We start from the raw sequence: 25711 nt of genomic DNA on the forward strand, positions 1-25711 counted from the left end.
CCTGGCCCTACGTCCAGACGGGGACGACGGTCGCGACGACCGTGAGGACGGCACCGGCCGCAAGCCCGAGCAGAGCGCCGCGAGCCCGACCGGCCTCCCCGCGGACCCGGTGGACCACGAGCCGGACCGTCTGCGCCACCACTACGGCGAGGCCGAGAACCTGGACGGCGACCACGGTCTCCTCGTTCGCCCAGACGAGCCCGACGGCGGCCATGAGGAGCCAGACGAGGGTGACGCGACGACGAGTGAGGTTCAGCCCCCGAGCGGTCGCGCTCACCGGTGCGACTTCACTCGTCCGCACGCGCGGCAGATCTCGAAACGAGGGTCCGTCGTCACACCGCACCGTGGGCACCAGAACACCGTGCGCGCCGTGAGGTGGCGATGAATCCGGAACCCGGCCCAGACGAATCCGCCTGCGAAGACCGCGAAGATGCTCAGGTACATCATGGCCACGTCGACCGTCTCGGGAGTGGTCGTCAGCCTCCACACCCAGAGGATCAGGCTGCCGAGCAATCCTGACGCAATGGGTGCGAGGGAGATCGCCGCCAGAACGATGAGGACTGTGGCGAAACAACCGGGCTGGCGCCAGGTCGTACCGCGAATTCCGTACATGTGTTGAGTAGCCCCCCGGTCCTCTGTCGCTCGACGGCACAGCATCGTGTCGTCGGTCGTTCAGCCCCGGATCCTTCCACAGACCGTGTCGGCAGAGAGGGGAGGACCAGGGAGTGAACTCGAGGGCGTGCGCCGGTTGTCGAGCGGTCTCGGACAGACGGGTCGGTGACGTGGAGACGACCCGGGGATTCCGCGGAACTCAGGGCATCGAGTCCGTCAACGACAGCGGCCCGCTGCACGTGCGTGCAACGGGCCGCTGTCTCTGCGGAGGATGGGGGATTCGAACCCCCGAGGGCTTTCACACCCAACACGCTTTCCAAGCGTGCGCCATAGGCCGCTAGGCGAATCCTCCTGGTACTGACCCACGTCCCGACGGACGTACGGCAGCCATCCGAGGGTACCGGACAGATGCCGTGGGAACCGAATCCGCGTCGTCGTGCAGTTGGTCACGAGGCGGGGCCGGGCCGGTTTTCGATCCGGGCGCATCAGCCGCTAGGCTAGGGGCAGACCCCTCGTACGGCGTTACCTCACTGAACTCCCCCAGGGCCGGAAGGCAGCAAGGGCAGGTGGGCTCTGGCGGGTGTACGGGGGGTCCTTTGCGTCTCCGCCCGGGCCCGAGATGCGAGTTGCCCGAAGGTTGGCAGAGTCCGTGGCTGCACTCGAGAGCCTGCTCTCGAGTGTCCTGCTGTCGGACAACCTTGGGTGGATATGCGTCTTCACGTGCTTGACGGGCTCCGGTTCGTCGCGGCGTTCGCCGTCGTCCTGTTCCACTTCACGGCCCGCGACCACTCGCGGTGGGCCGAGGGGCTTCCGGTGGAGGTCTTCCCGGTGCTCTCCGAGCTCACGCGCTACGGGTACGTCGGCGTCCACCTGTTCTTCGTCATCAGCGGGTTCGTGATCCTGATGTCGGCGTGGGGCCGGTCGATCCCGGACTTCATCGGCTCCCGCGCGGGCCGGCTGTTCCCCGTGTTCTGGACCGCGGTGCTCATGACGGCGGCGCTGCGGCTGTGGTGGCCGACGTTCACCCCGCGCTCCGCGTCCGACGTCGTGGTGAACCTGACGATGCTGAGCGAACCCCTCGGGGTGCCCGCCGTCGACGGCGTCTACTGGACGCTCTGGGTCGAGCTGCAGTTCTACGTCCTCGTCGGGCTCCTGCTCGCCGCCGGGATCACCGAGCGGCGGCTCGTCGTCGGCTCCACGCTGGCCTCGACCGGGTTCACGGTGGCGTACCTCGTCGACCCGAGTCTCGGTGCGACGTTCACGATCGTCGGCTGGATGCCGCTGTTCGCGGCCGGGATGATGCTCTTTCTGCTGCACCGGTTCGGGCTCAGCCGGGCCCGGGTCGGGGCGCTCGCCCTCAACGTCATGCTCGCGGCGTGGCTCGCCGGCGCGCACCAGACGGGCTCCGTCGACGCGATCGTCTCCGGGGGTGGGGTGAACGCCTGGGCGATGGCCGGGCTCGTCGTCGTCGCGATCGGGCTGGTGGGCCTGGCCGTCCTCGTGCGGCCCGTGCAGCGGGTGAACTGGGGATTCCTGGGCACGCTCGGCGCACTGACGTACCCGCTCTACCTGCTGCACGAGTACTTCGGGTGGGCCGTGATCGAGGTCCTCGACGTCCGGGCCGGCCGCTGGGTGGCGCTCGCCGGCGCTCTGCTGGTCTCCGTCGTGATCTCGGTGATCGTCCTGCACCTCGTCGACCGTCGATGGGGCCGCCCGCTGCGCCGGACCGTCACGGGACACCTCGAGGCTCCGCCGTGGCTCCCTTCCCGCGCTCCGCGTGAGATGGCCGGGGACGTCGTCGCGGGCGTCCGGTTCTAGTGGAAGGATCGGCGCATGTCGTCGTCGAGGACTGCAGGGGGCAGCGTACTGAGGGTCGTCGGAATCGGTCTGGGGGCGCTCCTCGTCCTCGCCGTGGTCCTGGTCGGCTGGCTGTTCTACGAGGTCTCCGTCCCGGACGACGGGGACCGCGTGGCCGAGCAGCAGGCCGAGGCGACTGCTGAGCAGATCGCCGAGGATCTCGAGCCCCGGTACGCCGACCCCCTCGGCGCGGAGAACCTGGCGGCGCAGGTCGTCGCCGACGGCCCGGACGGCGTCACCGTGCTCGGCTGGGACGGAGACTCCGGGAGCGACGAGGGCGCCGCGGTGGAGGTGGCGATCCGGGCGGAGGTCCGGGGATCGTCCGGAGAGTTCTTCGACCCCGGGGTCTCGGCGGGAACGTCGCTGACCTGCTGGCGGTTCACCGTGCACGCCTACGAGCACGACGCCGAGGCGACCCGCGACGAGATCGACTGCCCCGACGACCTGGGCGGGGCGCCCGCCCCCGAGCCGACGCCGCTGCCGTCCCTGGACCCAAACGCCGAGGCGACCGTCCTGGCGGCACTCGACGCGCTCCCCGACGACGCGACACCCGCCACGGCGGAGGCCGCACTGCGCGAGGCGTTCCCGGAGTTCGTGGACGTGCGGGCCGACCAGGGCTCCGACGTGCTGGTCGCCACCGTCGGGGTGCTGCGGGCCCGCGACTGCATCGTCGGGGTGCGACACGTCGGCGAGTCCGCGTGGCGGTTCTCCGGCTTCGACCGCATCCAGCTCGAGCCGGGCGAGGGCGGCTGCGACCCCGGCCTGTACCTGGCACCGATCACGACGCACTGACCGGGGCCGACGGCGAGATCCCTGCGGGATGTTCGTGTCGGTCTCGACGTCTAGAGTGACCGGGGTGAGCACCGCCCTGTACCGCCGCTACCGCCCCGACACGTTCGCGGACGTGATCGGGCAGGACCATGTGACCGGGCCGATCGGGCAGGCGCTCCGGTCCGACCGCATCACGCACGCCTACCTGTTCTCCGGCCCACGCGGCTGCGGCAAGACGACGTCGGCCCGGATCCTGGCACGGTGCCTCAACTGCGCGCAGGGCCCCACGCCGACCCCGTGCGGGGAGTGCGACTCGTGCCGTGAGCTCGGCCACGGCGGGTCGGGGAGCCTGGACGTCGTCGAGATCGACGCGGCCTCGCACGGTGGTGTCGACGACGCGCGCGACCTGCGTGAACGCGCCTCGTTCGCCCCCACCCGGGACCGGTTCAAGATCTTCATCATCGACGAGGCGCACATGGTCTCGCCGGCCGGGTTCAACGCCCTCCTCAAGATCGTCGAGGAGCCGCCCGCGCACGTGAAGTTCATCTTCGCGACGACGGAGCCCGACAAGGTCATCGGCACGATCCGTTCGCGCACGCACCACTACCCGTTCCGCCTGATCCCGCCGGACGTCCTCGGCCCCTACATCGAGCACCTCTGCGACCTCGAGGGCATGCGGATCGGCGCCGGCGTCATCCCGCTCGTCGTGCGCGCCGGCGGCGGCTCGGCCCGCGACTCGCTCTCGGTGATGGACCAGCTGCTCGCCGGTGCCGAGGACGGCGAGGTCGACTACGAGCGCGCCGTCGCGCTCCTCGGGTTCACGCACGCCACGCTGCTCGACGACGTCGTCGACGCGATGGCGAACGCCGACGGGGCCGCGATGTTCCGCGTGGTCGACACCGTGATCGCCAGCGGGCACGACCCGCGACGGTTCGTCGAGGACCTCCTCGAACGCCTCCGTGACCTCGTGATCATCGCCGTCTCGGGCGACGCCGCCGCGGCCGTCCTGCGCGACGTCCCGGCCGACCAGATGGCCCGCATGCAGAACCAGGCGGAGCGGCTCGGCCTGGCCGAGCTCTCCCGGGCCGCGGACCTTGTCAACGCGACGCTGACCGAGATGACCGGTGCGACGTCACCGCGTCTGCACCTCGAACTCCTCTGTGCACGCCTGCTCGTGCCCGCCGGCGACGGTGCGGCGCAGGCGCTCGCAGCACGCGTCGAGCGGTTGGAGCGCGGCGTCGGGGGAGGCGTCGGTGCTGCACCGGCCACGGTCGGTCGTGCGGAGGAGAGTCGCGCTGGAGCCGGCTCGGCGCCCTCCCGGCCGAACCCGGCCTCCACGGCGCGCGGGGCCGACGCGGTCCGCGCGGCACTGGGGAAGTCGAAGCCGGCGGCCGAGGCCGCCCCGGTGGTGCCGGTCGCACCGACGCCCGAACCCGAACCGACCCCCGAGCCGGAACCGGCGCCTGAGCCTGAGCCGACGCCTGAGCCGGAGCCGACGCCTGCACCCGAACCGACGCCTGAGCCGGAGCCGACGCCTGCACCCGAACCGACCCCTGAGCTGGAGTCGACACCCGAGCCGGAAGCGGGACCGGGGGCTGACGTCGAACCGGAAGCCGAGCCCGCGCCGGAGAGCGAGCCCGAGCCCGAGGCGAGCGAGCCGTCCGGCCCGGAGCCCGCGACGTCGGACGGTCCTGTCCTGGCAGCTGATGCGCTGAAGTCCGTGCTGCGACAGGGATGGTCCCGGCTCATGGAGGCGGTCGGTGAGGCCAACGGTCTGCTGCCCGCCATCATGCGCGGCAACGCACAGTACGAGTTCGGCGACGACCTGCTGACCCTCCGTTTCCGCGACCAGGGCTCGTTCGCTCGGTTCCGCGACCTCGGCGGGCCGGATGCCGTGCCGCCGGCGGTCTCGGCCGTCGCCGGTTCGCCCGTCCGGGTCGAGTTCGCCGTCGACGACGCGTCGGGTGGAGACGGCGGCGGCGGGTCGCGGACCCCTGACCCGGGGGTCGGGGACGGGCCTGCCGCGTCGTCGTCGGTCACGAGCTCGTCGGCACACCCGGCCTCGGGGTCGGACGCGCAGGCTTCGCCGGCACCGGTCGCCCAGCAGCCCTCGTCGGCGACGGACGACGCCGCCGACGCCGCCTGGCTGGCCGGTACGCCCCGCAACCGTGTCTCGGCGCCGTCGGTCGTGAGCGACGAGACCGCGGACGACCCGGAACCGGACCCGGAACCCGCTGCCCCGGAATCCTCGGCACCCGCCCCGTCGAGCGCACCGCGACCACCCGCCGCCCCGACGGCGGCGGAGCGCGCGATCGCCAACGCCCGGCTGAACGCCGGAGCAGCGCGTCCGGCCCCGCGCCAGACCGCGAAGCCCTCCTACGACTCCGGCGAGGAGGACACGTCTGCCGACGACCCGGACCTCGCGTCCACCGGCCTGGTCGGTGTCCCGCTCGTGAAGTCGATGCTGGGCGGCGTCGTGATCGAGGAGATTACCGAGGGCCAGTAGTCGGTGCGATGCGCACGGGTGTGCGGCGCCGGACTGTCGCCGGTACGCCGTAGGCTGACGGGGTGTATGAAGGAGCGGTCCAAGACCTGATCGACGAGCTCGGCCGGCTTCCCGGCGTCGGGCCCAAGAGTGCGCAGCGGATCGCTTTCCATCTGCTGGCGGCCGACACCTCCGACGTGCGCCGGCTCGCCGACGCACTCACCGAGGTGAAGGCGCGCGTGCAGTTCTGCGAGACGTGCGGCAACGTCGCCGAGTCCGCGACCTGCCGGATCTGTGCGGATCCGCGTCGTTCCCCGGCGACCATCTGCGTCGTCGAGGAGGCCAAGGACGTCGTCGCCGTCGAGCGGACGCGTGAGTACCGCGGCAAGTACCACGTGCTCGGCGGCGCCATCAATCCGATCGAGAACGTCGGGCCGGACGACCTGCGCATGAGCCAGCTCATGACGCGGTTGGCCGACGGCGTGGTCGAGGAGATCATCATCGCCACCGACCCGAACGTCGAGGGCGAGGCCACGGCGACGTACCTGTCGCGACTGCTCGCCCCGATGGGTCTGCGCGTGACTCGACTCGCGTCGGGGCTGCCCGTCGGTGGAGACTTGGAGTACGCCGACGAGGTGACTCTCGGTCGGGCGTTCGAGGGAAGGCGGTTGGTCGGTGGGTGAGTCCCGGACGAATCTCGGCGAGGTCGCCGACGCCTTCGCCGAGCAGGCACGCACGTTCCTGACGACGGCGGTCGAGGTCGGCTCCGGTGCAACGTCCGGGGCGGTGATCCCGGTGCTGCTGCTCGCCGTGTCCGACGTGGTCGCCGCCGGTGCGCGCCTCGGTGCGATGGTCGACGTCGTGCCGCCGGAGCGCTTCGAGCCGGACGCGGGCGACGAGGCCGACCTCGGCCCGCTGCGGGAGTCCCTGGCCCTGCAGTTCGACTCGCTCGACGAGTACGCGGAGGTCGTCGACCCCGTGCTGGGCGCCGAGGTGGCGCGTGCGGCGGTGTCCGACGACGTCGCGACGGTCGCGGAGGCGCTCGCCAAGGGTCTGCAGCACTATGACGCGGGCCGGCGCGCCGAGGCGCTGTGGTGGTGGCAGTTCTCCTACCTGTCGTCCTGGGGGGAGCGGGCGTCGGGCGTGGCTCGCGTGCTCGTGATGGTCCTCGCGCACCTGCGCCTCGACGTGGACGACGACGTCGCGGCGGAAGCCGAGTACGACGCCCTGCAGGCGTGACGGTCCTCGAGTCGGGCGGGCTCGAGATCGACCTGCTGACGATCGTCCTGCTGATCGTCGCAGGCTTCGTGGCAGGCTGGATCGACGCCGTCGTGGGCGGTGGCGGGCTCGTCCAGCTGCCCGCGCTGCTCCTCGTCCCGGGCATCAGCCCCGTCCAGGCGCTGGCGACCAACAAGCTCGCCTCGATCATGGGCACCTCGGTCTCGGCGACGACGTACTACCGGCGCGTCGGCCCCGACATGCGGACGGCCATGCCGATGGCGGCGTTTGCTCTGGTCGGGGCGATCGGCGGCGCGGCGCTCGCCTCCCGCATCCCGGAGGAGCTCTTCACACCGATCATCCTGGTCGTGCTGGTCGCGGTCGCCGTCTACACGATCGCCAAGCCGCAGCTCGGGCGCACGAGCGACCTGCGCTGGGAGGGCAACGGCCACCGCTGGATCGCCGCAGGCCTCGGCCTCGTCATCGGCTTCTACGACGGGCTGCTCGGCCCGGGCACCGGGACGTTCCTCGTCATCTCGCTCGTCAGCGTGCTCGGGTACGCGTTCCTGCCGGCGTCCGCGCTCGCGAAGATCGTCAACTTCGCGACCAACCTCGGTGCGCTGATCTTCTTCATCCCGTACGGCGCGGTGCTCTGGGCGCTGGGTCTCGTCGTCGGTGTCGCGAACCTCTGCGGCGGGTACGTGGGGGCCCGGATGGCCGTCGCCCGGGGGAGCGGGTTCGTCCGGGTCGTGTTCGTCGTCGTCGTGGGTGCGCTGATCTGCACGCTCGGGTACGACGTCGTCGCGGGCTGACCGCTCGAGCCGTCCGGTCGGGGAAGTCCCGGCATACGGACGAATCGCGGTCCGCCGACCGGGACGCGCCTACGATGTCGTGAACCATCAAGCACCCGGCGGGCCGTTGAGAGAGACGGAGGCCGGCGACAGACGGAGCACACCATGGCACTGATTGTGCAGAAGTTCGGCGGGTCATCGGTTGGTGACGCCGAGAGCATCAAGCGCGTGGCGAAGCGCATCGCCGAGGCGAAACGGGCAGGGAACGACGTCGTCGTCGTGGTCTCCGCGATGGGGGACACGACGGACGAGCTGATCGACCTGGCCCGGGAGATCACCCCGCTGCCCCCGCAGCGAGAGATGGACATCCTTCTCACGGCGGGCGAGCGCATCTCGATGTCGCTGCTCGCGATGGCGATCACGAACCTCGGGATCCGCGCCAAGTCCTTCACCGGTCAGCAGGCCGGCCTCATCACGGACGCCGTCCACGGCCGCGCGCGGATCGTCGACGTCGTCCCGAGCCGCATCCGCGAAACGGTCGAGAAGGGCCACGTCGCGATCGTCGCGGGCTTCCAGGGCGTCAATCCGGAGGCGGGCGACGTGACGACGCTCGGGCGCGGCGGGTCGGACACGACGGCGGTCGCGCTGGCCGCCGGGCTCGGCGCCGACGTCTGCGAGATCTACACGGACGTCGACGGCGTGTTCACCGCGGACCCCCGAATCGTCCCCTCCGCGCGCAAGATCGACCGCATCTCGTTCGAGGAGATGCTGGAGATGGCGGCGTCGGGCGCCAAGGTCCTCGTCCTGCGCTGCGTCGAGTACGCGCGGCGGTACAACGTCCCCATCCACGTCCGCTCGTCGTACGCGGCCCATCCCGGCACGCTCGTCATCAACCCCGATGCCGACGTACCCGACGCGCCCGGACTCTCGGACGCACTCTTCGCGAGCCTCTCGCAGCCCCGATCCCACGAGTCCGAGCAGGAGTCGAGCATGGAAGCCCCGATCATCTCCGGCGTCGCCCACGACCGCAGCGAAGCCAAGATCACCGTCGTCGGTGTCCCCGACGTCCCCGGCACGGCCGCCCGCATCTTCGAGAACGTCGCGTCCGCGGGCGTGAACATCGACATGATCGTCCAGAACGTCTCGGCCGCCGCGACCGGGAAGACGGACATCTCGTTCACCCTCCCGGCCGACCAGGTCGTCGAGGCCACGACGGCGCTCGACGCGCTGCGTGACGACGTCACCTTCGAGTCGCTGCAGATCGACGACCAGATCGGCAAGCTGTCGCTGATCGGTGCGGGCATGAAGTCGCACCCCGGCGTCTCCGCGAAGTTCTTCGCGGCGCTGAGCGACGCCAACGTCAACATCGAGATGATCTCCACCTCGGAGATCCGGATCTCGGTGGTGACCCGCGCCGACTCGCTCGACGACGCGGTCCGCGCCGTGCACACGGCGTTCGACCTCGACACCGAGGCCGAGGCCGTCGTCTACGCCGGCACCGGCCGCTGAGAGGGGTGGCAGTGATGACCACGATCCCTGCTGAGATCGCCCCCGAGGGCGTCGCCGTCGCCGTCGTCGGTGCCACGGGGCAGGTCGGTGCCGTGATGCGCCGTCTGCTCGAGGAGCGCGACTACCCGGTCTCGACGATCCGGTTCTTCGCGTCGGCCCGGTCGGCCGGGACGACGCTCCCGTTCCGCGGGTACGACGTCGTCGTCGAGGACGTCGCGGCCACCGCGACGGACGACCTCGCCGGCATCGACGTCGCGCTGTTCTCCGCCGGCGGTGGCACCTCGCGCGAGCACGCCCCGCGGTTCGCGGAGGCCGGCGCGCTGGTGATCGACAACTCGTCGGCCTGGCGCCTGGACCCCGACGTCCCGCTCGTCGTCTCCGAGGTCAACCCGGACGCGATCTCCGAGGCGTCCAAGGGCATCGTCGCCAACCCGAACTGCACCACGATGGCGGCGATGCCGGTGCTCAAGCCGCTCGCCGACGTCGCTGGCCTGGAGCGCCTGGTCGTCGCCACGTACCAGGCCGTCTCGGGGTCCGGCCTCGCCGGGGCGGAAGAGCTCGACACCCAGGTACGCTCCGCCGTCGGGCAGGACACGCTCGGGCTGGTGCACGACGGCGCGTCGGTCGCCTTCCCGGACCCGGTCAAGTACGTGGCGCCCATCGCGTTCAACGTGCTGCCGATGGCCGGGTCCGTGGTGGACGACGGGTCGGGGGAGACCGACGAGGAGCAGAAGCTCCGCAACGAGTCGCGCAAGATCCTCGCCCTGCCGGAGCTCGCCGTCGCGGGGACGTGCGTGCGGGTGCCGGTGTTCTCCGGGCACGCGCTCGCGATCCACGCCGAGTTCGCAGAGCCGATCACGCCGGAGCGTGCGCGTGAGCTGCTGGCCGACGCCCCGGGTGTCGCCCTGGCCGACGTCCCGACGCCGCTGCTCGCCGCGGGGGCCGACCCGTCGTTCGTCGGGCGCATCCGGCAGGACCAGAGCGTGCCCGGCGGTCGTGGCCTGGTCCTGTTCGTCGCGAACGACAACCTGCGCAAGGGCGCCGCGCTGAACGCCGTGCAGATCGCCGAGCTCGTCGCTGCCGACCTCGCCGAGCTGCAGACCCTCGACGCCGTGGACGCCGCCGCCCTCGGCGACTGACGTTCGAGATCCCGGACGGGAGGCGGTGGGGCGGATGCCCCGCCGCCTCCCGTCGTTCGTCTGTCCGAAGGTCCGTCCTCACCGCGGAGGCGCGGGCCCCCGAGATCTGCGCCGTCGGGTGACGAGGAGATTGAACGCGACGACCGACGCGACGAAGAAGACGGCGGAAGCGATGCGCAGCACCGTCGAGGCCGTGCCGGTGACCTCGAACGCCGCGAAGTACGAGCCGATCATCAGGACGACGAGGCCGGGGACGATCAGGCGCCTCGTCATCGGGCGCATCTTGCGGGTGCTCGGCCGGAGGGAAGCATCGGACGAGCGTACCCAGTGTGGCTCTGCGCACGCAGACCCTCGGTGAGTCTCCTCTTGCGCCACTCACGCGTTCTGTGGTTCATTAGTTAAGTAACGAACCAACGAGGATGAAAGGAGAGGGCATGTTCGACGGGCCAGAGCCGATCTACGTGCAGATCGCCGACCATCTCCGCGCACAGGTGCTCTCCGGCGAGCTCCGGGAGGAGGAGCAGGTCATGTCCACCACACAGTTCGCGACGACGTTCCGCATCAATCCCGCGACCGCAGCCAAGGCCTTCAACGGCCTGGTGGACGAGGGGGTGCTCTACAAGCGCCGTGGCGTCGGCATGTTCGTCGCCCCGGGCGCCCACGAGACGCTGCTCGCCGCCAACCGTGCGGCGTACGTCGCCGAGGTGCTCGACCCGGCGCTCGACCGCGCAGAGGTGCTCGGCATCCCGCTGAGCACGGTGCTCGACCACGTCCGGCGACGCGCCTCGGCCGCTCGGCCTGCCGCCGCGCAGACCTCCGCCCCCGCACAGGATCCCCGGCCCGACGAGGTGACCTCATGACCGCGAAGCCCGAGTCCGCCGAGACCGTGGCGCCCTTCGCTGCCGAGCTGCGGGACGTCGTCGTGCGCTACGACCGCGACGGCGAGCCCGCCCTCGACCGCACCGACCTGTCCATCCCCGCCGGGACCATCACGGGGCTGCTCGGCCGCAACGGAGCCGGCAAGTCGACGCTGCTCTCCCTCCTCGCAGGGTTCCGTCGCCCGACCTCGGGCGAGGTGCTGGTCGGCGAGCCGGGAAGCCTCGAGGCTGCGTACGAGAACCCTTGGGCGAGCATGAACGTCCAGCTCGTCCGCGAGTCCGGCGACGTCTGGGGCGACGAGCGCGTCTCGGAGTCGCTCTCGCACTACGAGCTGCTGCGTCCCGCCTGGGACGCCGATCTCGCCGGTCTGGTGCTCGACACCCTCGAGGTCGACCGGTGCACCAAGTACGAGGCGCTGTCCCGGGGCAAGAAGTCCGCCGTCGCGGCGGCCGTGGGCCTGGCCTCCCGCGCACCGCTGACGATCTTCGACGAGGTCTACCTCGGCATGGACGCACCCAGCCGGTACGCGTTCTACGACCTGCTCCTCGCCGACTACGCCGAGCATCCCCGCACGATCGTCCTGTCCAGCCATCTGATCGAGGAGATCGAGCGGCTCTTCGAGCACGTCGCGATCCTCGACCACGGACGCACGCTGCTCAGCGAGCCCGCCGAGGACCTCCGGGGGCGCGGCACGAGCCTCACCGGCCCCGCCGACGTCGTGGCGCGGCACGTCGGGGACCGGCGGGTCCTGTCCGAGCAGCGGCTCGGGCGCACGGCCCAGGTCGCCGTCCTCGGGTCCTTCGACGCAGCACAGCGAGCCGCCGCCGTCTCCGACGGTCTCGAGCTCGACGGAGTCACGCTGCAGGACCTCTTCGTCCACCTCACCGCCACGGACGTCGCCCCGGCCGAGCCGAACTCCGGCGCCCCCGTCGCACAGCCGCAGGAGGAGCGATGACCACCACCCTCGACGCACGCCGCGAGGCCGTCGCCGACCACGAACGCCGTGCCACGCGCGCGGTCACCCGGTACGCCGTCGGCGGGACCTGGTACATCGGGATCTGGTACTTCGTGGTCTCCGTCGTCGCAGCGGTCGTCGTCATCACGATCGAGGTCCGCAACGGAGGCGTCGGCATCAACCCGGCAGCAGGGCCGGCCGGTTCCGCGCGCTTCTTCCTCTTCGTGATGGCGATCCTGCTGCCCCTGATGATCACCCCGGTGCATCTCGCCGCGGGAGGCACGCGCAGGACCCTGACGCGCGGGTTCCTGCGCGGCGGGGCGGCCGTCGGCCTCATGTTCGCGGCGGTCTCGACGCTGCTCGTCGTCGTCCAGCCGGTGGTGCTCGGGTGGCTCGACGTGCCCGTCGTCGGCGACCCGTTCCCGATCCTCACGTACCTCGGCACGCAGGTCGCGCTGTGCATCGTCTATGTCTTCACCGGCAACGCGATCGCGATCAGCTACTACCGGTTCGGCGGGTGGGTCGGGACGGCGGTCCTCCTCCTGCTCCTCCTGCCGCCGGCGCTCGCGGAGTACGCGACGACGGTGGGACTCGTCACCGGGCTGCCGCTGCCGTCGCCCGCCGTGGTGGTCGTCGGGTGCGCTGTCGCGCTCGCGGCGTCCGCGACCGCGCTGTGGTTCATGTTCCGCGATCTCCAGGTGCGCCCGCGCGTCGGCTGACGGCGCACGGTCTGCGGCCCGCGGCCCTGGACGGGCGTGCGGGCCGCAGCGCACCTAGGCTCCCGGACATGAAGCCGTTCCTGCTCCTGGCGACGCGCGCCGAGGACGTCGCCGCCGACGGGGAGTACGCGGCGTTCCGCCGGTTCGGCGGGCTCGAGGAGCATCAGCTGCACCGCGTGCGGATGGAGCAGGGGCCGATGCCCGCGGTCGACCTGGATGACTACTCGGGCGTCGTCCTCGGCGGCGGGCCGTTCAACTCCTCCGACGACGCCGCGACCAAGAGCCCCACCCAGCGGCGGGTCGAGGCCGAGCTCACCCCGCTGCTGGACGAGATCCTGGACCGCCGGTTCCCGTTCCTCGGGGCCTGCTACGGCGTCGGGACCCTCGGGCTCCACGGCGGCGGCGTCGTCGACACCACGTACGGCGAGGAGGTCGGGCCCGTGACCGTCCAGCTCACGCCCGAGGGCCGCGCCGACCCGCTGTGCGCCGACCTGCCGGACGAGTTCGCCGCCTACGTCGGGCACAAGGAGGCGTGCCGCGTGCTGCCGCGGGGCGCCGTGCTGCTCGCCCGCTCGGCGAACTGCCCCGTGCAGATGTTCCGGGTGGGCCCCAACGCCTACGCCACCCAGTTCCACCCCGAGCTGGACGTCGACGGGATCGTCGAGCGGATCGGCGTCTACCGCGAGTACGGGTACTTCCCGGCGGACGAGGCGCAGGCGGTGGCGGACCGCGCCCGGTCACGCGACGTCCGTGCGCCGGGCCGGATCATGCGGGCGTTCGTCGAGCGGTACGCCCGCGACTGAGGTGGTTCAGACGAACCGGGTCGGTCCCGGCTCCCGCGCGAAGTCGAGGGCCTCGGCGATCCTCGACGAGACGGACGGTGGGACGTCGGGAAGGTCGTCGACCGAGAACCACCCGATCGCCAGCGACTCGTCGTCGTTGACCTGCGCGCGCTCGGCGGCCTCGTCGGAGACCGCCCGGGCCAGGAAGAACGCGTCGAGGTACTGGGTGCGGTCCCCGTTCGGGTAGACGATGACGGGCGTCGTCGTGAGCGAGACCAGGCCGACGACCTCGACGACGACCGCCGACTCCTCGAGCACCTCCCGTGCGAACCCGCGGGCCGGCTCCTCACCCGGGTCGAGGATCCCGCTCAGGAGGGCCCAGCGTCCTGAGTCGGCGCGCCGGCCCAGCAGGAGTCGCCCGTCGTCGCGCAGGACGACGCCGGTGACACCAGGCATCCACAGGAGATCGGTGCCGACGCGGGAGCGGAGGTGGGCGACGTGCTCGGGAATGGCCATGGGTCGACGCTAGACGTGCCGCCTGCAGATTTCCTCTCACCGTGACGGACCGCATCGTGGACACCTGTCGGCGTCCGCCCGACGGCGCGTGCTACGTTCTGCTCGTGGACATCCGTTGGTATTGGCGCTTTACGCTGGCTCCTGGTGGGGCCGAGCGGGCGCACGCCTGACCAACCACACCCACCGGAGCCAGAACAGGGCCAGGACGCAACCCGCGTCCGGGCCCTTCGTCATTCAGACGGGCCGCTCCGGACACAGGATGCGGTGAGCCGGCTCCGCCTGAGCAGATCAGAAACCAGGAGCCCCTCGCATGACCTCGACCTCGCTCGACCTCGATCCCACGCTCGTCCCGGCAGCACGAACGGTGGACACCTCCGCGCCGGAGGGTGCCGCAGGTGTCACGATGGACGACGTGACCACGACACCCGACTACGCCCCGCGCACCGGTACGAGCGATCTCCGCGTCCGCGCCCTCGACCCGTTGCCCGCTCCGGCGGAGATGCTCGCGGACCTCCCGCTGGGTGACGCACGATCGGACCTCGTGACGTCGTCGCGCCGTGCCGTGCGCGACGTGCTCGACGGGACGGACGACCGGCTCGTCGTCATCGTCGGGCCGTGCTCGGTCCACGACCCGGAGGCTGCGCTCGACTACGCGCGGCGCCTGGCCGCCGTCGCGCGGGAGACGGAGCAGGACCTGGTCGTCGTCATGCGCGTGTACTTCGAGAAGCCCCGGACCACCGTCGGGTGGAAGGGCCTGATCAACGACCCCGATCTCGACGGCACCCACGACGTCAACCGTGGCCTGCGCCTGGCCCGGGAGGTGCTCCTCGGCGTCCTCGACGCAGGAGTCCCGGCGGCGTGCGAGTTCCTCGAGCCGACCAGCCCGCAGTACATCGCGGACGCCGTGAGCTGGGGCGCGATCGGCGCCCGCAACGCCGAGTCGCAGGTGCACCGCCAGCTCGCCAGCGGCCTGTCGATGCCGGTGGGCTTCAAGAACGCCACGGACGGCGACATCCGCATCGCCGTCGACGGCTGCATCACCGCCGCGAGCGAGCACACCTTCTTCGGCATGGACTCCGTGGGACGTGCCGCGGCCGTCGAGACCGCCGGCAACCCGGACTGCCACGTGATCCTCCGAGGCGGCCGGGGCGGGCCCAACTACTCGTCCGACGACGTCGCCGCAGCCCTCGACGTCGCACGCACCTCGGGCCTGGGCGGCGCCGTCGAGCACGGTCTCGTCGTCGACGCCTCGCACGGCAACTCGGGCAAGGACCACGTGCGTCAGGCGGAGGTCGTGCGCGAGATCGCCGAGCGTCTGGCGTCCGGCGAGGCCGGCATCACGGGCCTGATGATGGAGTCGTTCCTCGTCGCCGGCGCCCAGGCACCGGCGCCCAGTGGCCTGGAGTACGGCAAGTCCGTGACGGACAAGTGCATGGACTGGGACACGACCGCCGACCTCCTGCGCGAGCTCGCGGCGGCGGTGCGCGCCCGGCGCGCCTGACCGCTTGCGCCCCCAGGGGGCGCGCGTGCGCCGGACGGGTCACGATGGCGGGGTGGACCACGCCGACACCCCGCCATCCTGCCCGCACTGCGGGCACGCGCTGAGCATGTTCGCCGAGGCTCCGATGGGGGCCGCAGAGCGGGCCGCGTCGAGGGTCGCCGCCGTCGTCGCGTCCTGGTGGTTCTCGCTGGCGCTCGCGACGGCGATGGTCGTCTGGATCGCGGTGAACGTCGTCTGGCGGCCGTTCGAGCCCTATCCGATGATCATGGTCGCGGGGCTCGCGGGCGGGCTCGGCGTGATCTCGGCGTTCTACGGCCCGCTGATCCTGCTCACGCAGCGTCGTGCCGCGATGCGCGACCGTGCACGCGACCGAGAGACCTATCTCGTGGCGGCGCGGACGGAGGACGACCTGCACGCGCTGTCCGCGCAGGTCACGCGCCTGGCCCGCCCGCTCGCGACCGAGCACGCCGACGACGACGGAAGGACGGACCGATGACGACCGACGCCACCGCGACGATCACCGGGCACGAGGCCCGCGGCAGGGCGGTCCTGGAGCGCGAGGCCGACGGCTCCGCCGTCGTGCGGCTGACGGACTTCTGGGTCGCCCCGGGCGCCCCCGACGTCCGGCTCTACGTGACGGCCCGCGAGGACGGGCGCGTGGACCGCTCGGCGGTCCAGCTGGGCCGGGTGCCCGACCGGACTCCCGAGCTGTCCTTCCCCGTGCCCGACGGCGTCGACGTGGCGGAGCTGCGGCACGTCGTCGTGCACTGCACGGTGTACTCGGTGTATTTCGGTGCGGGGGAGTGGCTTCGCGTCGACCGGTAGGTGGACGTGGCTCGTCCGCTCCGCGGGCACCGGTGCAGCATTGTGAAAATAGGCACAAAGTATGGACGTGCTGACCCTCCCCGAGACCGTGACCGAGCAGAGCCACGCCGCCAAGGTCAAGGTGTCGACGGCGCGGCAGCACCCGTTCCGCTACGCCGTCTCCGCGATGCTCGCCGGGATGTACATCGGTGTCGGCGTCGTGTTCATGCTGGCGACGGCGGGCCCGTTCCTCGCCGCCGGGGACCCGGCGTACCAGCTCGTCTCGGGCGTCGTCTTCGCGGCGGCCCTGACCCTCGTCGTCTTCGCCGGGTCCGAGCTCGCCACCTCCGCGATGATGATCCTCAGCCAGGGCGTGGCGACCCGCGCAGTGCGGTTCACGACGGCGGTCGGGACCCTCGCCCTGTGCCTGGTGGGCAATCTCCTGGGTTCCATGGCGTTCGCGTGGATGGTCGTGCAGTCTAAGGTGCTCGAGTCGAACCCCGCGGCGCACGAGATGCTGGCGTCGATGCTCGACCACAAGGCCCATGAGACCGCCGGGGAGATGTTCTTCCGCGGGGTCCTCTGCAACATCCTCGTCTGCGCGGCCATCTGGGCCTGCGGTCGGCTGAAGACCGAGGTCGGCAAGGCGATCGTGATCTTCTGGGCCGTCTTCGCGTTCATCGCCTCCGGGTTCGAGCACGTCGTCGCCAACATGACGACCTTCAGCCTCGGCCTGTTCACCGGAGACATGACGACGTGGGCGACGTTCGGCGAGAACGTCGTCTGGGTCGGGCTCGGCAACCTCGTGGGCGGTGCCGTCGTCGTCGGGCTCGGCTACGTCGTCGTCGCCGGGAGAATCACCCCCGCCTCGACGGGCGGTGCCCCGGACGGCTCACTAGGGTCAGGGCATGGGGGAGCAGCCGAGCCGTCCACCGCCGTCGATGTCGACATCGACGCCGCCCCCGGGCGCTCCGGCGCCGACACCCTCACCTGACGCCGCGCGTCACGAGCTCGCCCACCGGCACCACCTGCACATGCTGGTCGCCGTCACGCTGATCGTGGCGATCGTCGTCGTCGTGATCTGGCAGGTCGCGGCCCGGCAGGGCCCACGGTTCGTCCAGACGCCCGCAGCAGCAGCCACGACCGTCGCCACCGGCACCACCGAGGTGGCGGCCGGGACGACGCCCGACTCGGCGCCCCACTGCGAGACGGCGGGCGGGACGCGGGCCGTCGTCGCCGTCGACGGACCCGCGGCACGGGTCGAGCTCGTCAACGACGGCAGCGTCGCAGCGACACTCTCCGGGGCGCACGACGGCGTCCTGGTCGTCTTTGAGAGTGACGGGAGCCCGGGGGAGAGCAGCAGCCGTGTGGGCCCCGGGGAGAGCGTCACGGCATGGGTGGTGCCCGACCCGCCCGAGGGCGACGCGCGGACGGGGACGCGGGTGCAGCATCTTGCGCTCGCCGTCTCGACCCTCGGCGTCGACACCGTGCAGACCGTCCGGCTCTCGCCGACGGTCGTCTCCGGCGACCCGCAGGTGCTCTGCGAGACCGAGGAGTAGCGGCGCGCGACGGGCGCGGCCCGGGTGAAGGCGCGCCGGAAGGCCCGAGAACGACGAAGGCCTGAGATCCACTGGATCTCAGGCCTTCGTGCTGGTCGGGGTGACAGGATTTGAACCTGCGACCTCGTCGTCCCGAACGACGCGCGCTACCAAGCTGCGCCACACCCCGGTGCTCCACTGCGTAGCGAAGCCTGCTCAGAATAGCCGACACATGCCCGTTCGACGAAACCGGCGCTACGGAGCGGCTGTCAGGGTCAGCAACGTGGCCTCCGGGCGGCACGCGAATCGCACCGGCGCGTACGGCGACGTCCCGGCCCCGGCCGAGACGTGCATCATCGTGGAGCCCTCACCACCCGGCCTGTCCGGGCGTTCGCCGGGCCACCCGTGGACGCCGGAGACACGGCGGCGGTCCAGGTCGCAGTTGGTCACAAGAGCGCCGTAGAACGGCACGCAGAGCTGCCCGCCGTGGGTGTGGCCGGCCAGGATCAGGTCGGAGTCGTCGTCGTGCATCGCGTTCAGCACGCGCCGGTACGGGGCGTGCGCGACACCGAGCCGGAACGCCCCGGGGGAGCGCGGCGACGGCGTCGGGAACACGTCCAGGTCGAGATGCGGGTCGTCGACCCCGGCGAGCTCGATGCGACGACCTCCCACCTCGAGCACGTCGCGCCGGTTGGTGAGGTCCTTCCACCCCGCGGACCGGAGCTCGCGCGCGAGCTCCTCGGCCGGGAGATCGCGCTCCGGGTTGCGGCGCGGGACCCGTGCGTCGGGGAGCAGGTACCGGGCGGGGTTCTTGGCGTGCGGGGCGTAGTAGTCGTTCGAGCCCATCACGAACGTCCCCGCGGAGGACGCCAGGAGCGGCTCCAAGGCGTGCAGCAGCGGTGCGAGCGCCTGCCGGTGCGCCATGTTGTCGCCGGTGTCGACGACGACGTCCGGTCGCAGCTCGGCGAGCGAGCGGACCCAGTCGATCTTGCGCTGCTGCGTGGGCGTCAGGTGCAGGTCGGAGATGTGCAGGACACGGAGGTCGGCCATCCCCGCCGGGAGGACCGGCAGCGTGGCGTCACGGACCGTGAAGAGCTTGGTCTCCACGTGCGCGTAGGCGACGCCCGCGAGCCCGAGCCCGGCCGTCCAGGCGACAGTCCGCGCTGCCGTGCGTCGCGCGCTCAGTCCTCGCTCCCGGAGTCGTCTCCGCCGTTGCCGTTGCCGTTGCCGTTCCCACCGCTGTTGCCGTTGCCGCCGCCGTCGGAGTCACCACCGTCGCCGCCGTCCGAGTCGCCGGAGTCGGAGTCGGAGTCATCCGAGTCGTCGGACGTCGGCGCGGGCGCGGGCGGCGGGGCAGGAGTGCCGATCATGCTGGCGCTCGGCGCCCCGAAGTCCTCGACGGGCATCCCGGCGACGGCGTCGTCCATGAAGTCCGTCCAGATCGGCCCGGCGACGTCGCCACCGTAGAGCGGGGTGTACCAGACGCCGTTCACCTCGAACTGGAGGTGGTCGTCCTCGGACTCGGCGTTGCCCACCCAGACGCTCGTCGAGATCTGCGGGGTGTAGCCGTTGAACCACGTCTGGCTGCTGAGGTTCGTCGTTCCCGTCTTCGCGGCGGCGGGTCGACCGTCGGCAAGGCCGTCGTTCGAGGCCGTGCCGCCGGGGGTGAACGCCTGCGTCATCGCGTACGCGACGGTGTTGGCGATGTCGGGGTCGATCGCCTCCTCGGTGCAGGTCGACTCCGGCTCGACGATCGTGTTGCCGTCCGTGTCGGTGACCTTCGTAATCGCCAGCGGCTCGCAGTAGGTACCGCCGGAGGCGAAGGTGCCGTACGCGGAGGCCTGGAGCAGCGGCGCGGAGGCCTGGGTACCGATGATCATCGGTGCGAAGACGTTGACGTCCTCCTCGGTCGGTGCATTGAGCTTGTCGCCCTTGGCGTGGGTGTCCGTGGCGATCGCGGTGGTGGTGGGGCGGTAGCCGATGTCCCACGCGGTCTCGGCGAGGTCGCAGAGGTTGAGCTGCTTGCCCATGGCCACGTACGCCGAGTTCACGGACTTCTTGGTGGCCTCGAGCGCGGAGATGTTGCCGGACGCGACACCCTCGGCGTTGGCCGGGCTCCATGGCTGACTCGAGAGGCGGGTGCAGGGCGAGGTGTCGAACTGGTTGACGACGTACGTCTGCTTCGCCGCAGGGACCTCGTCGTACAGCGTGTGGCCCGAGCGCAGCCACTCGGCGAGCACGAACGGCTTGAACGTCGAGCCCACCTGGAACCCGCCGGAGTTGCCGTGCGCCGGGTCGGCCGAGTAGTTGATCGCCGTCGTGAACGGCTCGGGTTCCGTGGTCGCGTCGTACGGACGGTTCTGCGCCATCGCGAGGATCTTGCCCGTACCGGGCTCGATCGAGGCGAGCGCACTCTCGAGGCCCGAGTCGTCGTCGGCCGGCACGCCGGCGGCGACGGACTTCTGGGCCTCCTTCTGCATGTCCGGGTCGATCGTCGTCGTGATGGTCAGCCCGCCGCGGTAGAGCAGCTCCTGACGCTCCTCCGCGGTCTCGCCGTAGAGCTCGTTGTCGACGATCTCCTTGGTCACGTAGTCGCAGAACCACGCGTACGTCTGGTTGGCCTGGCAGCCCGCCTCGGTGGGGTGCACGTCGAGGGTGTCCTCGATGCTGCTCGAGCGCGCCGTGTCGTACTCGTCCTTGGTGATGTACCCCTGCTCGTACATCAGCTTGAGGACGATGTTGCGGCGGCTCTCGGTGTCCTCGGGGTTGCGGGTCGGGTCGTACGCCGTCGGGGACTTGGTGATCCCGGCGATCGTGGCCGACTCGGTGACGTTGAGGTCGGCGGCGTTCTTGCCGAAGTAGTAGCGGGCGGCCGTCTCGACGCCGTAGATGCCCACACCGAACTGCGCGATGTTGAGGTAGGCCTCGAGGATCTCGTCCTTGGTCATCTGCTTCTCGAGGGAGATCGCGAGCTTGGCCTCCTTGGCCTTGCGCTCCAGCGTGCTCTCCTGCGCCGCCTCGATCGCGAGCGGGTCGTCGTCGCGGACGGCCTTCTCGATCAGCACGTTCTTGACGTACTGCTGGGTCAGCGTCGACGCACCCTGCTGGTCGCCGCCCGCGAAGTTGTTGACGGCGGCACGGGCGGTGCCCTCGACGTCGACGCCCCCGTGCTCGTAGAACCGCTTGTCCTCGGTCGCGACCACGGCGTTCTGCATGTTGTCCGAGACCTCGTCCTGCGGGACGACGATGCGGTTCTCGGTCCAGTAGCGGGCGATGACGGTCTTGCCGTCGTTGGCCACGATCACCGACTGCTCCGACAGAGGCCCGGGCTCCAGCTCGTCGGGCAGGTCGTCGAAGACCTGCACGGCGGTGTCGGTCACGGTCTTCGCCCCGGCGGCCAGCGGCACCAGCAGGCCGCCGGCGAGGATCCCGCCGACGCCGGCGAGGAGGACCAGGGCAAGGATCAGCGCGAGCAGCTGCACCACGTTGACGTGGCGTCCGTGAGACCGATTGACCATGGCCCTAGCCTACGGGAGGGGCCTGCCGGAGCGGGGGACGGGCGTGGCCAAGGTGTGATGATCGTGTGGGGATCGCGACGGACGCGTCGACGAGATGTGAGGCCCCGTCGTCCGGCTAGGCTCGGCACATGGCTACCACCTGGGAATACGCGACCATTCCGCTCATCATTCACAACACCAAGGCTGTGCTCGACACATGGGGCTCCGACGGCTGGGAGCTCGTCCAGGTCGTCCCCGGACCTGACGGCAACGGGCTCGTCGCCTACCTCAAGCGTCCGACGGGCGAGGCGTGACGGCCTCCGCACCCGGCACGATTGCGCGGCGTCTCGCCGAGCTCGGCCTCGAGCTTCCCCCGGTCGCGGCACCGCTTGCCTCGTACGTGCCCGCCGTGCGGTCGGGTCGGTACGTCTACACCGCCGGGCAGCTGCCGCTGGTCGACGGGACGCTGCCCGTGACGGGCAAGGTCGGTGCCGACGTGACGCCCGAGGCCGCCGCCGAGCAGGCACGGGTGTGCGTGCTCAACGCCCTGGCCGCGATCCACGACGTCGCGGGCTCGCTCGACCGGGTGGCGCGCGTCGTCAAGGTGGTCGGCTACGTGGCGAGCGACCCCTCGTTCACCGCGCAGCCCGCCGTCGTGAACGGGGCGAGCACGCTGATCGGCGAGCTCTTCGGGGACGCGGGCGTGCACGCCCGCTCCGCGGTGGGGGTCGCCGTGCTCCCGCTCGACGCCCCCGTCGAGGTCGAGCTCGTCGTCGAGCTCGAGGAGTAGGGCTGCGGTGCCCCGTGCGAGTCCGCGGGGTCCGACGACGTAGGCCGCCCGATCGACGATCGGGCGGCCTACGTGCGTGCGGGGTGTTTCAGCGCGCGCGGCGCTCCAGGCGGTCGACGTCCAGGAGGACGATGGCACGTCCCTCGCGGCGGACCCAGTTGCGGGCGGCGAAGTCGGCCAGAGCCTTGTTCACGGTCTCGCGCGAGGCGCCGACGAGCTGCGCGAGCTCCTCCTGCGTGAGGTCGTGGGCGACGCGCAGACCCTCGTCGGTCTGCTCGCCGAACCGGTTCGACAGGTCGAGGAGCGCCTTGGCGACGCGGCCGGGCACGTCGGAGAACACGAGGTCCGCCAGCGTCTCGTTGGTGCGGCGCAGACGACGCGCGAGCGCGTGCAGCAGGTGCGTCGCGACACCCGGGTGCGCCTCGATCCAGGACACGAGCGACTGGTGGGCCAGCTCGTGGACCGTGGCCTCGGAGACGGCGGAGGCCGTCGCGGTGCGGGGGCCCGGGTCGAACAGGGAGAGCTCGCCGAACATCTCGCCGGGGCCGAGGATGGACAGCAGGTTCTCGCGGCCGTCCGTGGAGCGGCGGCCGAGCTTGATCTTGCCGCTGCCGATCACATAGAGCCGGTCGCCGGGCTCGCCCTCGCGGAACAGCACCTCGCCGCGAGAAAGGTCGATCTCGGTCATCGACTCAAAGAGTCGCCGGGTCTCTTCGCGTTCCATGGTGGCGAAGAGAGGGGCCGAGAGCACAACGTCGTCGTCCACGCGTAATGTCCTTCGTCGTCCGTCCGACCGTCCGTACGGGATCACCCGCGGACGTCGATCCCGTCGGGATCCGTCACCACCAAGTTTGCACCATCGGTGCAAATGCGCCGACTTTGTGAAGGCCGCGGAGGTCAGGGCGGGTCCTGCGCGTCGTCGGTAGGCTGCGGACGTGACGACCGAGAGCCGACTCGCACTGGTCCGCCGGGCGCGACGCACCAACCGCGAGCTTGCCGTGATCCACCCGGACGCGCACTGCGAGCTCGACTTCCGTTCACCGCTGGAGCTGCTGGTCGCCACGGTGCTCTCCGCCCAGACGACGGACAAGCGCGTCAACGCGACTACCCCGGAGCTCTTCGCCCGGTTCCCTGACGCGGCGGCGCTCGCCGGGGCCGACCGCGAGGAGCTCGAGGAGATCCTGCGGCCCACCGGGTTCTTCCGGGCCAAGGCGCGGTCCGTCGTCGGGATCGGTCAGGCGTTGGTCGAGCGGTACGACGGCGAGGTCCCCGCCGACCGGGACGCGCTCGTCTCTCTGCCGGGCGTCGGGCGCAAGACCGCGAACGTCGTGCTGGGTGACGCGTTCGGCGTTCCCGGGCTGACCGTCGACACGCACGTCGGGCGGCTCGTGCGCCGGTGGGGGTGGACCACCGAGGAGGATCCGGTCAAGGTCGAGACCGCCGTCGCGGGGCTGATCGAGAAGCGCGAGTGGACGATCTTCTCGCACCGCACGATCTTCCACGGGCGCCGGGTCTGCCACGCCCGCACGCCGGCGTGCGGGGCGTGCGCCCTCGCGCACCTGTGCCCGTCCTCGGGGGTCGGGGAGCAGGACCCGGTCCGAGCCGAACGGCTCGTCAAGACGTCGTAGACCGGCGCTCCTGGGTCTCGTCGAGCCAGTCGACGAGCAGCGAGCTCACGCGCTCCGGTGCCTCCTCGGGCACGAGGTGGCCGACGCCGTCGAGCGACTCGAACCGGAGATGGCGCGCGATCGCCGCGGCGTCAGTGTCGACGGTCGACCGCCGCAGGTACGGGTCGCGCTCGCCGTGCACCTGCAGAGCAGGGACCGTCACCGGACGACGCAGCGCGGCGAGGTACCGGCGACCGCTCGGACGTCCCGCGGAGCGCACGGTCCACCGCACGGCCTCCATCGTGCTGTGGGCGGTGAACGGGATGCGCAGCGCGGCCTGGTAGGCCGTGACGACGTCGTGTGCCAGCGGGACGACGGAGGCCTCGGCGAGGTACTCGTCGACGAGCTCGCCGCTCACCAGCCCCCGCTCGGGCAGCGTCGGCACCTGGGCGAAGGCCAGACGGCGCAGAGCGACGGGTGTCAGGGCCTTGCGCAGCGGGACGTTGAGCCGGGCGGGGTGCGGGCTGGCCACGCACCCGACGCCGGCCACGACGGCGGGCTGGAGCGCGGCCGTGCCCCACGCGAGCGCACCGCCGGAGCCGTGACCGATCACGACGGCGCGGTCGGCGCCGAGCGCGCGGACCACGCCGGCGACGTCGCGGGTCCGGGCCGGCGCGTCGTAGCCGAGCGGTGGCTTGTCCGATCCGCCGGTACCGCGCAGGTCCATCGCGGCGACCCGGTACCCGGCCTCGCAGAGCGCGGGGATCTGGTGGCGCCATGCCCACCACGTCTGGGCGAACCCGTGCAGCAGGAGCACCAGCGGGGAGTCGTTCCGCGTCCGTGCGACGCCCGCCGGGCACGGAGGGTCGGCGAGGGCGACATGGAACCGCGACCCGTTGGCCGGGACCATCTCGTGCCGCCACGGGCCCGGCTGGAGCGCGACCGTGTAGTCCGCGATCACGAGAGGCTGCCGTCGTCGACCACGGTCACCTCGGGGCCGTTCTCCTTCGGCGCGTTGAACAGGTAGCCGACGTTGCGGACCGTGCCGATCAGCTGGTCGTGCTCGGCGCCGAGCTTGGCTCGCAGTCGTCGGATGTGGACGTCGACCGTGCGCGTGCCCCCGTAGTAGTCGTAGCCCCAGACCTCCTGGAGAAGCTGTGCGCGGGTGAAGACGCGCCCCGGGTGCTGCACGAGGTGCTTGAGGAGCTCGAACTCCTTGTACGTGAGGTCGAGTGGCTGCCCGCGGAGCCGTGCCGAGTAGCCGCTGATGTCGATCGCCAGCTCCCCGGCGGCGATCTCCTCGTGCTCGTCGGTCGCGCGGCTCGGCGACGCCTCGCGCACGAGTCGGAGCCGCGCCTCGACCTCCGCGGGCCCGGCGGAGTCCAGGATGATCTCGTCGGCCCCCCACTCCGCGTTGACGACGGTGAACCCTCCCTCGGTCATCACGAGGACGAGCGGGACGTCCATCCCTGTCGCGCGGAGCATGCGGGACGTGGTGCGCGCGGCGACCAGGTCGCGGCGCGCGTCGAGCAGGACCACGTCCGCGTCGGGGGCGTCCACGAGCGCCGACGGTTCCATCGGAAGGACGCGGATCCGGTGGTTCATCAGCCCCAACGAGGGCAGCACGTCCGCGGACCCGCCGTTGGACGGCGTGAGAATTAAGAGGACGGCCACCGGCATACCTCCTACAGTGCAGACCACTCGAACGGTGGCCCAGGTTACCGTGCCCGGAGCCCGTGGC

28 protein-coding genes, 2 tRNA genes and 1 other RNA gene are annotated in these 25711 nt (G+C 71.4%); 21 read left to right on the forward strand and 10 right to left on the reverse strand.

All coding sequences use genetic code 11. From position 1 onward, the window contains the following. Window positions 1-7: 7 nt before the first annotated feature. Window positions 8-277: a hypothetical protein gene (locus BLU20_RS04175; protein WP_083371712.1), complete on the reverse strand. Its 270-nt coding sequence runs from the start codon at window positions 275-277 to the stop codon at window positions 8-10. 600 nt (window positions 278-877) lie between these two features. Continuing rightward, window positions 878-964 (reverse strand) — tRNA-Ser (locus BLU20_RS04185). 151 nt (window positions 965-1115) lie between these two features. Between BLU20_RS04185 and ffs the strand changes: the two genes are divergently transcribed. From ffs to BLU20_RS04230, 9 genes are all read left to right on the forward strand, one after another. Next, window positions 1116-1212: signal recognition particle sRNA small type (ffs, locus tag BLU20_RS04190), an RNA gene on the forward strand. A gap of 120 nt (window positions 1213-1332) precedes the next feature. Beyond that, the gene (locus BLU20_RS04195) at window positions 1333-2430 is read left to right on the forward strand and encodes an acyltransferase family protein (protein ID WP_172829010.1); all 1098 of its coding nucleotides are present in this window, start codon (window positions 1333-1335) and stop codon (window positions 2428-2430) included. A 15-nt stretch (window positions 2431-2445) separates the two neighbouring features. Further along, window positions 2446-3261, forward strand: coding sequence for a hypothetical protein (locus tag BLU20_RS04200; RefSeq protein WP_083371715.1), 816 nt, complete (start codon window positions 2446-2448; stop codon window positions 3259-3261). A 64-nt stretch (window positions 3262-3325) separates the two neighbouring features. Beyond that, the gene (locus tag BLU20_RS04205) at window positions 3326-5746 is read left to right on the forward strand and encodes a DNA polymerase III subunit gamma and tau (RefSeq protein WP_083372903.1); all 2421 of its coding nucleotides are present in this window, start codon (window positions 3326-3328) and stop codon (window positions 5744-5746) included. A 62-nt stretch (window positions 5747-5808) separates the two neighbouring features. Continuing rightward, window positions 5809-6408, forward strand: a complete 600-nt coding sequence (gene recR, locus BLU20_RS04210) for a recombination mediator RecR (RefSeq protein WP_029252830.1) — start codon at window positions 5809-5811, stop codon at window positions 6406-6408. Then, window positions 6401-6964 (forward strand): DUF5063 domain-containing protein, encoded by a 564-nt coding sequence (locus BLU20_RS04215; protein WP_083371716.1) that lies wholly within the window; start codon window positions 6401-6403, stop codon window positions 6962-6964. The genes recR and BLU20_RS04215 overlap by 8 nt, the downstream gene beginning before the upstream one ends. Further along, window positions 6961-7755, forward strand: coding sequence for a sulfite exporter TauE/SafE family protein (locus BLU20_RS04220; RefSeq protein WP_172829011.1), 795 nt, complete (start codon window positions 6961-6963; stop codon window positions 7753-7755). The genes BLU20_RS04215 and BLU20_RS04220 overlap by 4 nt, the downstream gene beginning before the upstream one ends. A gap of 144 nt (window positions 7756-7899) precedes the next feature. Beyond that, on the forward strand, window positions 7900-9243 hold the full coding sequence (locus tag BLU20_RS04225; RefSeq protein ID WP_029252833.1) for an aspartate kinase: 1344 nt from the start codon (window positions 7900-7902) through the stop codon (window positions 9241-9243). A gap of 14 nt (window positions 9244-9257) precedes the next feature. Continuing rightward, window positions 9258-10382, forward strand: a complete 1125-nt coding sequence (locus tag BLU20_RS04230) for an aspartate-semialdehyde dehydrogenase (protein WP_043109863.1) — start codon at window positions 9258-9260, stop codon at window positions 10380-10382. 78 nt (window positions 10383-10460) lie between these two features. Here BLU20_RS04230 and BLU20_RS04235 read toward each other — a convergent pair whose 3' ends face one another. Next, on the reverse strand, window positions 10461-10655 hold the full coding sequence (locus tag BLU20_RS04235; RefSeq protein WP_157270304.1) for a hypothetical protein: 195 nt from the start codon (window positions 10653-10655) through the stop codon (window positions 10461-10463). Window positions 10656-10816: 161 nt separating this feature from the next. Here BLU20_RS04235 and BLU20_RS04240 point away from each other — a divergent pair, with 161 nt between their 5' ends. The 4 genes from BLU20_RS04240 to BLU20_RS04255 all read left to right on the forward strand — a co-directional run bounded on the left by BLU20_RS04240 (window position 10817) and on the right by BLU20_RS04255 (window position 13738). Beyond that, window positions 10817-11242 (forward strand): GntR family transcriptional regulator, encoded by a 426-nt coding sequence (locus BLU20_RS04240; RefSeq protein ID WP_029252836.1) that lies wholly within the window; start codon window positions 10817-10819, stop codon window positions 11240-11242. Continuing rightward, on the forward strand, window positions 11239-12216 hold the full coding sequence (locus BLU20_RS04245; protein ID WP_083371718.1) for an ATP-binding cassette domain-containing protein: 978 nt from the start codon (window positions 11239-11241) through the stop codon (window positions 12214-12216). The genes BLU20_RS04240 and BLU20_RS04245 overlap by 4 nt, the downstream gene beginning before the upstream one ends. Then, the gene (locus BLU20_RS04250; RefSeq protein ID WP_083371719.1) at window positions 12213-12935 is read left to right on the forward strand and encodes a hypothetical protein; all 723 of its coding nucleotides are present in this window, start codon (window positions 12213-12215) and stop codon (window positions 12933-12935) included. Before BLU20_RS04245 ends, BLU20_RS04250 begins: the two co-directional genes overlap by 4 nt. 68 nt (window positions 12936-13003) lie before the next feature. Further along, window positions 13004-13738 (forward strand): glutamine amidotransferase, encoded by a 735-nt coding sequence (locus tag BLU20_RS04255; protein WP_083371720.1) that lies wholly within the window; start codon window positions 13004-13006, stop codon window positions 13736-13738. Window positions 13739-13744: 6 nt separating this feature from the next. On the opposite strand, the gene BLU20_RS04260 is transcribed toward BLU20_RS04255, so the two are convergent. Then, window positions 13745-14233 (reverse strand): NUDIX domain-containing protein, encoded by a 489-nt coding sequence (locus BLU20_RS04260; RefSeq protein WP_029252840.1) that lies wholly within the window; start codon window positions 14231-14233, stop codon window positions 13745-13747. A 403-nt stretch (window positions 14234-14636) separates the two neighbouring features. Between BLU20_RS04260 and BLU20_RS04265 the strand changes: the two genes are divergently transcribed. From BLU20_RS04265 to BLU20_RS04285, 5 genes are all read left to right on the forward strand, one after another. Then, window positions 14637-15734, forward strand: a complete 1098-nt coding sequence (locus BLU20_RS04265) for a 3-deoxy-7-phosphoheptulonate synthase (RefSeq protein WP_157270553.1) — start codon at window positions 14637-14639, stop codon at window positions 15732-15734. A gap of 52 nt (window positions 15735-15786) precedes the next feature. Continuing rightward, on the forward strand, window positions 15787-16230 hold the full coding sequence (locus BLU20_RS04270; RefSeq protein WP_083371722.1) for a DUF1003 domain-containing protein: 444 nt from the start codon (window positions 15787-15789) through the stop codon (window positions 16228-16230). After that, complete coding sequence (locus BLU20_RS04275; RefSeq protein ID WP_083371723.1) at window positions 16227-16559, forward strand: DM13 domain-containing protein; 333 nt, start codon at window positions 16227-16229, stop codon at window positions 16557-16559. The genes BLU20_RS04270 and BLU20_RS04275 overlap by 4 nt, the downstream gene beginning before the upstream one ends. A gap of 61 nt (window positions 16560-16620) precedes the next feature. After that, window positions 16621-17532 (forward strand): formate/nitrite transporter family protein, encoded by a 912-nt coding sequence (locus BLU20_RS04280; protein ID WP_231959290.1) that lies wholly within the window; start codon window positions 16621-16623, stop codon window positions 17530-17532. Between the two features lie 40 nt (window positions 17533-17572). Further along, complete coding sequence (locus BLU20_RS04285) at window positions 17573-18097, forward strand: hypothetical protein (RefSeq protein WP_029252845.1); 525 nt, start codon at window positions 17573-17575, stop codon at window positions 18095-18097. A 92-nt stretch (window positions 18098-18189) separates the two neighbouring features. On the opposite strand, the gene BLU20_RS04290 is transcribed toward BLU20_RS04285, so the two are convergent. The 3 genes from BLU20_RS04290 to BLU20_RS04300 form a co-directional block, all read right to left on the reverse strand. Then, window positions 18190-18266 (reverse strand) — tRNA-Pro (locus BLU20_RS04290). Between the two features lie 65 nt (window positions 18267-18331). After that, window positions 18332-19183, reverse strand: a complete 852-nt coding sequence (locus tag BLU20_RS04295; RefSeq protein ID WP_231959291.1) for a metallophosphoesterase — start codon at window positions 19181-19183, stop codon at window positions 18332-18334. 74 nt (window positions 19184-19257) lie between these two features. Next, entirely contained in the window at window positions 19258-21594 is a 2337-nt protein-coding gene (locus BLU20_RS04300) for a transglycosylase domain-containing protein (RefSeq protein WP_083371725.1), read from the reverse strand. A 128-nt stretch (window positions 21595-21722) separates the two neighbouring features. Here BLU20_RS04300 and BLU20_RS13900 point away from each other — a divergent pair, with 128 nt between their 5' ends. Then, a complete protein-coding gene (locus BLU20_RS13900; RefSeq protein WP_169738964.1) occupies window positions 21723-21887 on the forward strand; it encodes a hypothetical protein in 165 nt (54 codons plus the stop codon). Beyond that, complete coding sequence (locus BLU20_RS04305; protein ID WP_029252848.1) at window positions 21884-22363, forward strand: RidA family protein; 480 nt, start codon at window positions 21884-21886, stop codon at window positions 22361-22363. The genes BLU20_RS13900 and BLU20_RS04305 overlap by 4 nt, the downstream gene beginning before the upstream one ends. An 88-nt stretch (window positions 22364-22451) precedes the next feature. Here the strand turns inward: BLU20_RS04305 and BLU20_RS04310 are convergent, their stop codons facing one another. Next, complete coding sequence (locus tag BLU20_RS04310; protein ID WP_029252849.1) at window positions 22452-23129, reverse strand: Crp/Fnr family transcriptional regulator; 678 nt, start codon at window positions 23127-23129, stop codon at window positions 22452-22454. Window positions 23130-23298: 169 nt separating this feature from the next. Between BLU20_RS04310 and nth the strand changes: the two genes are divergently transcribed. Then, window positions 23299-23991: an endonuclease III gene (nth, locus tag BLU20_RS04315; RefSeq protein WP_083371726.1), complete on the forward strand. Its 693-nt coding sequence runs from the start codon at window positions 23299-23301 to the stop codon at window positions 23989-23991. On the opposite strand, the gene BLU20_RS04320 is transcribed toward nth, so the two are convergent. Together BLU20_RS04320 and BLU20_RS04325 are read right to left on the reverse strand one after the other, a co-directional pair. Further along, window positions 23978-24931 carry an alpha/beta fold hydrolase gene (locus tag BLU20_RS04320; RefSeq protein ID WP_231959292.1) on the reverse strand — a complete coding sequence of 318 codons (954 nt, stop codon included), beginning with the start codon at window positions 24929-24931 and terminating at the stop codon, window positions 23978-23980. The two genes, nth and BLU20_RS04320, sit on opposite strands and share 14 nt — an antisense overlap. Beyond that, complete coding sequence (locus BLU20_RS04325; RefSeq protein ID WP_052367046.1) at window positions 24928-25644, reverse strand: winged helix-turn-helix transcriptional regulator; 717 nt, start codon at window positions 25642-25644, stop codon at window positions 24928-24930. Before BLU20_RS04325 ends, BLU20_RS04320 begins: the two co-directional genes overlap by 4 nt. Window positions 25645-25711: the final 67 nt, after the last annotated feature.

It is taken from the genome of Paraoerskovia marina (genome assembly GCF_900105445.1).
GTDB lineage: Bacteria > Actinomycetota > Actinomycetes > Actinomycetales > Cellulomonadaceae > Paraoerskovia > Paraoerskovia marina.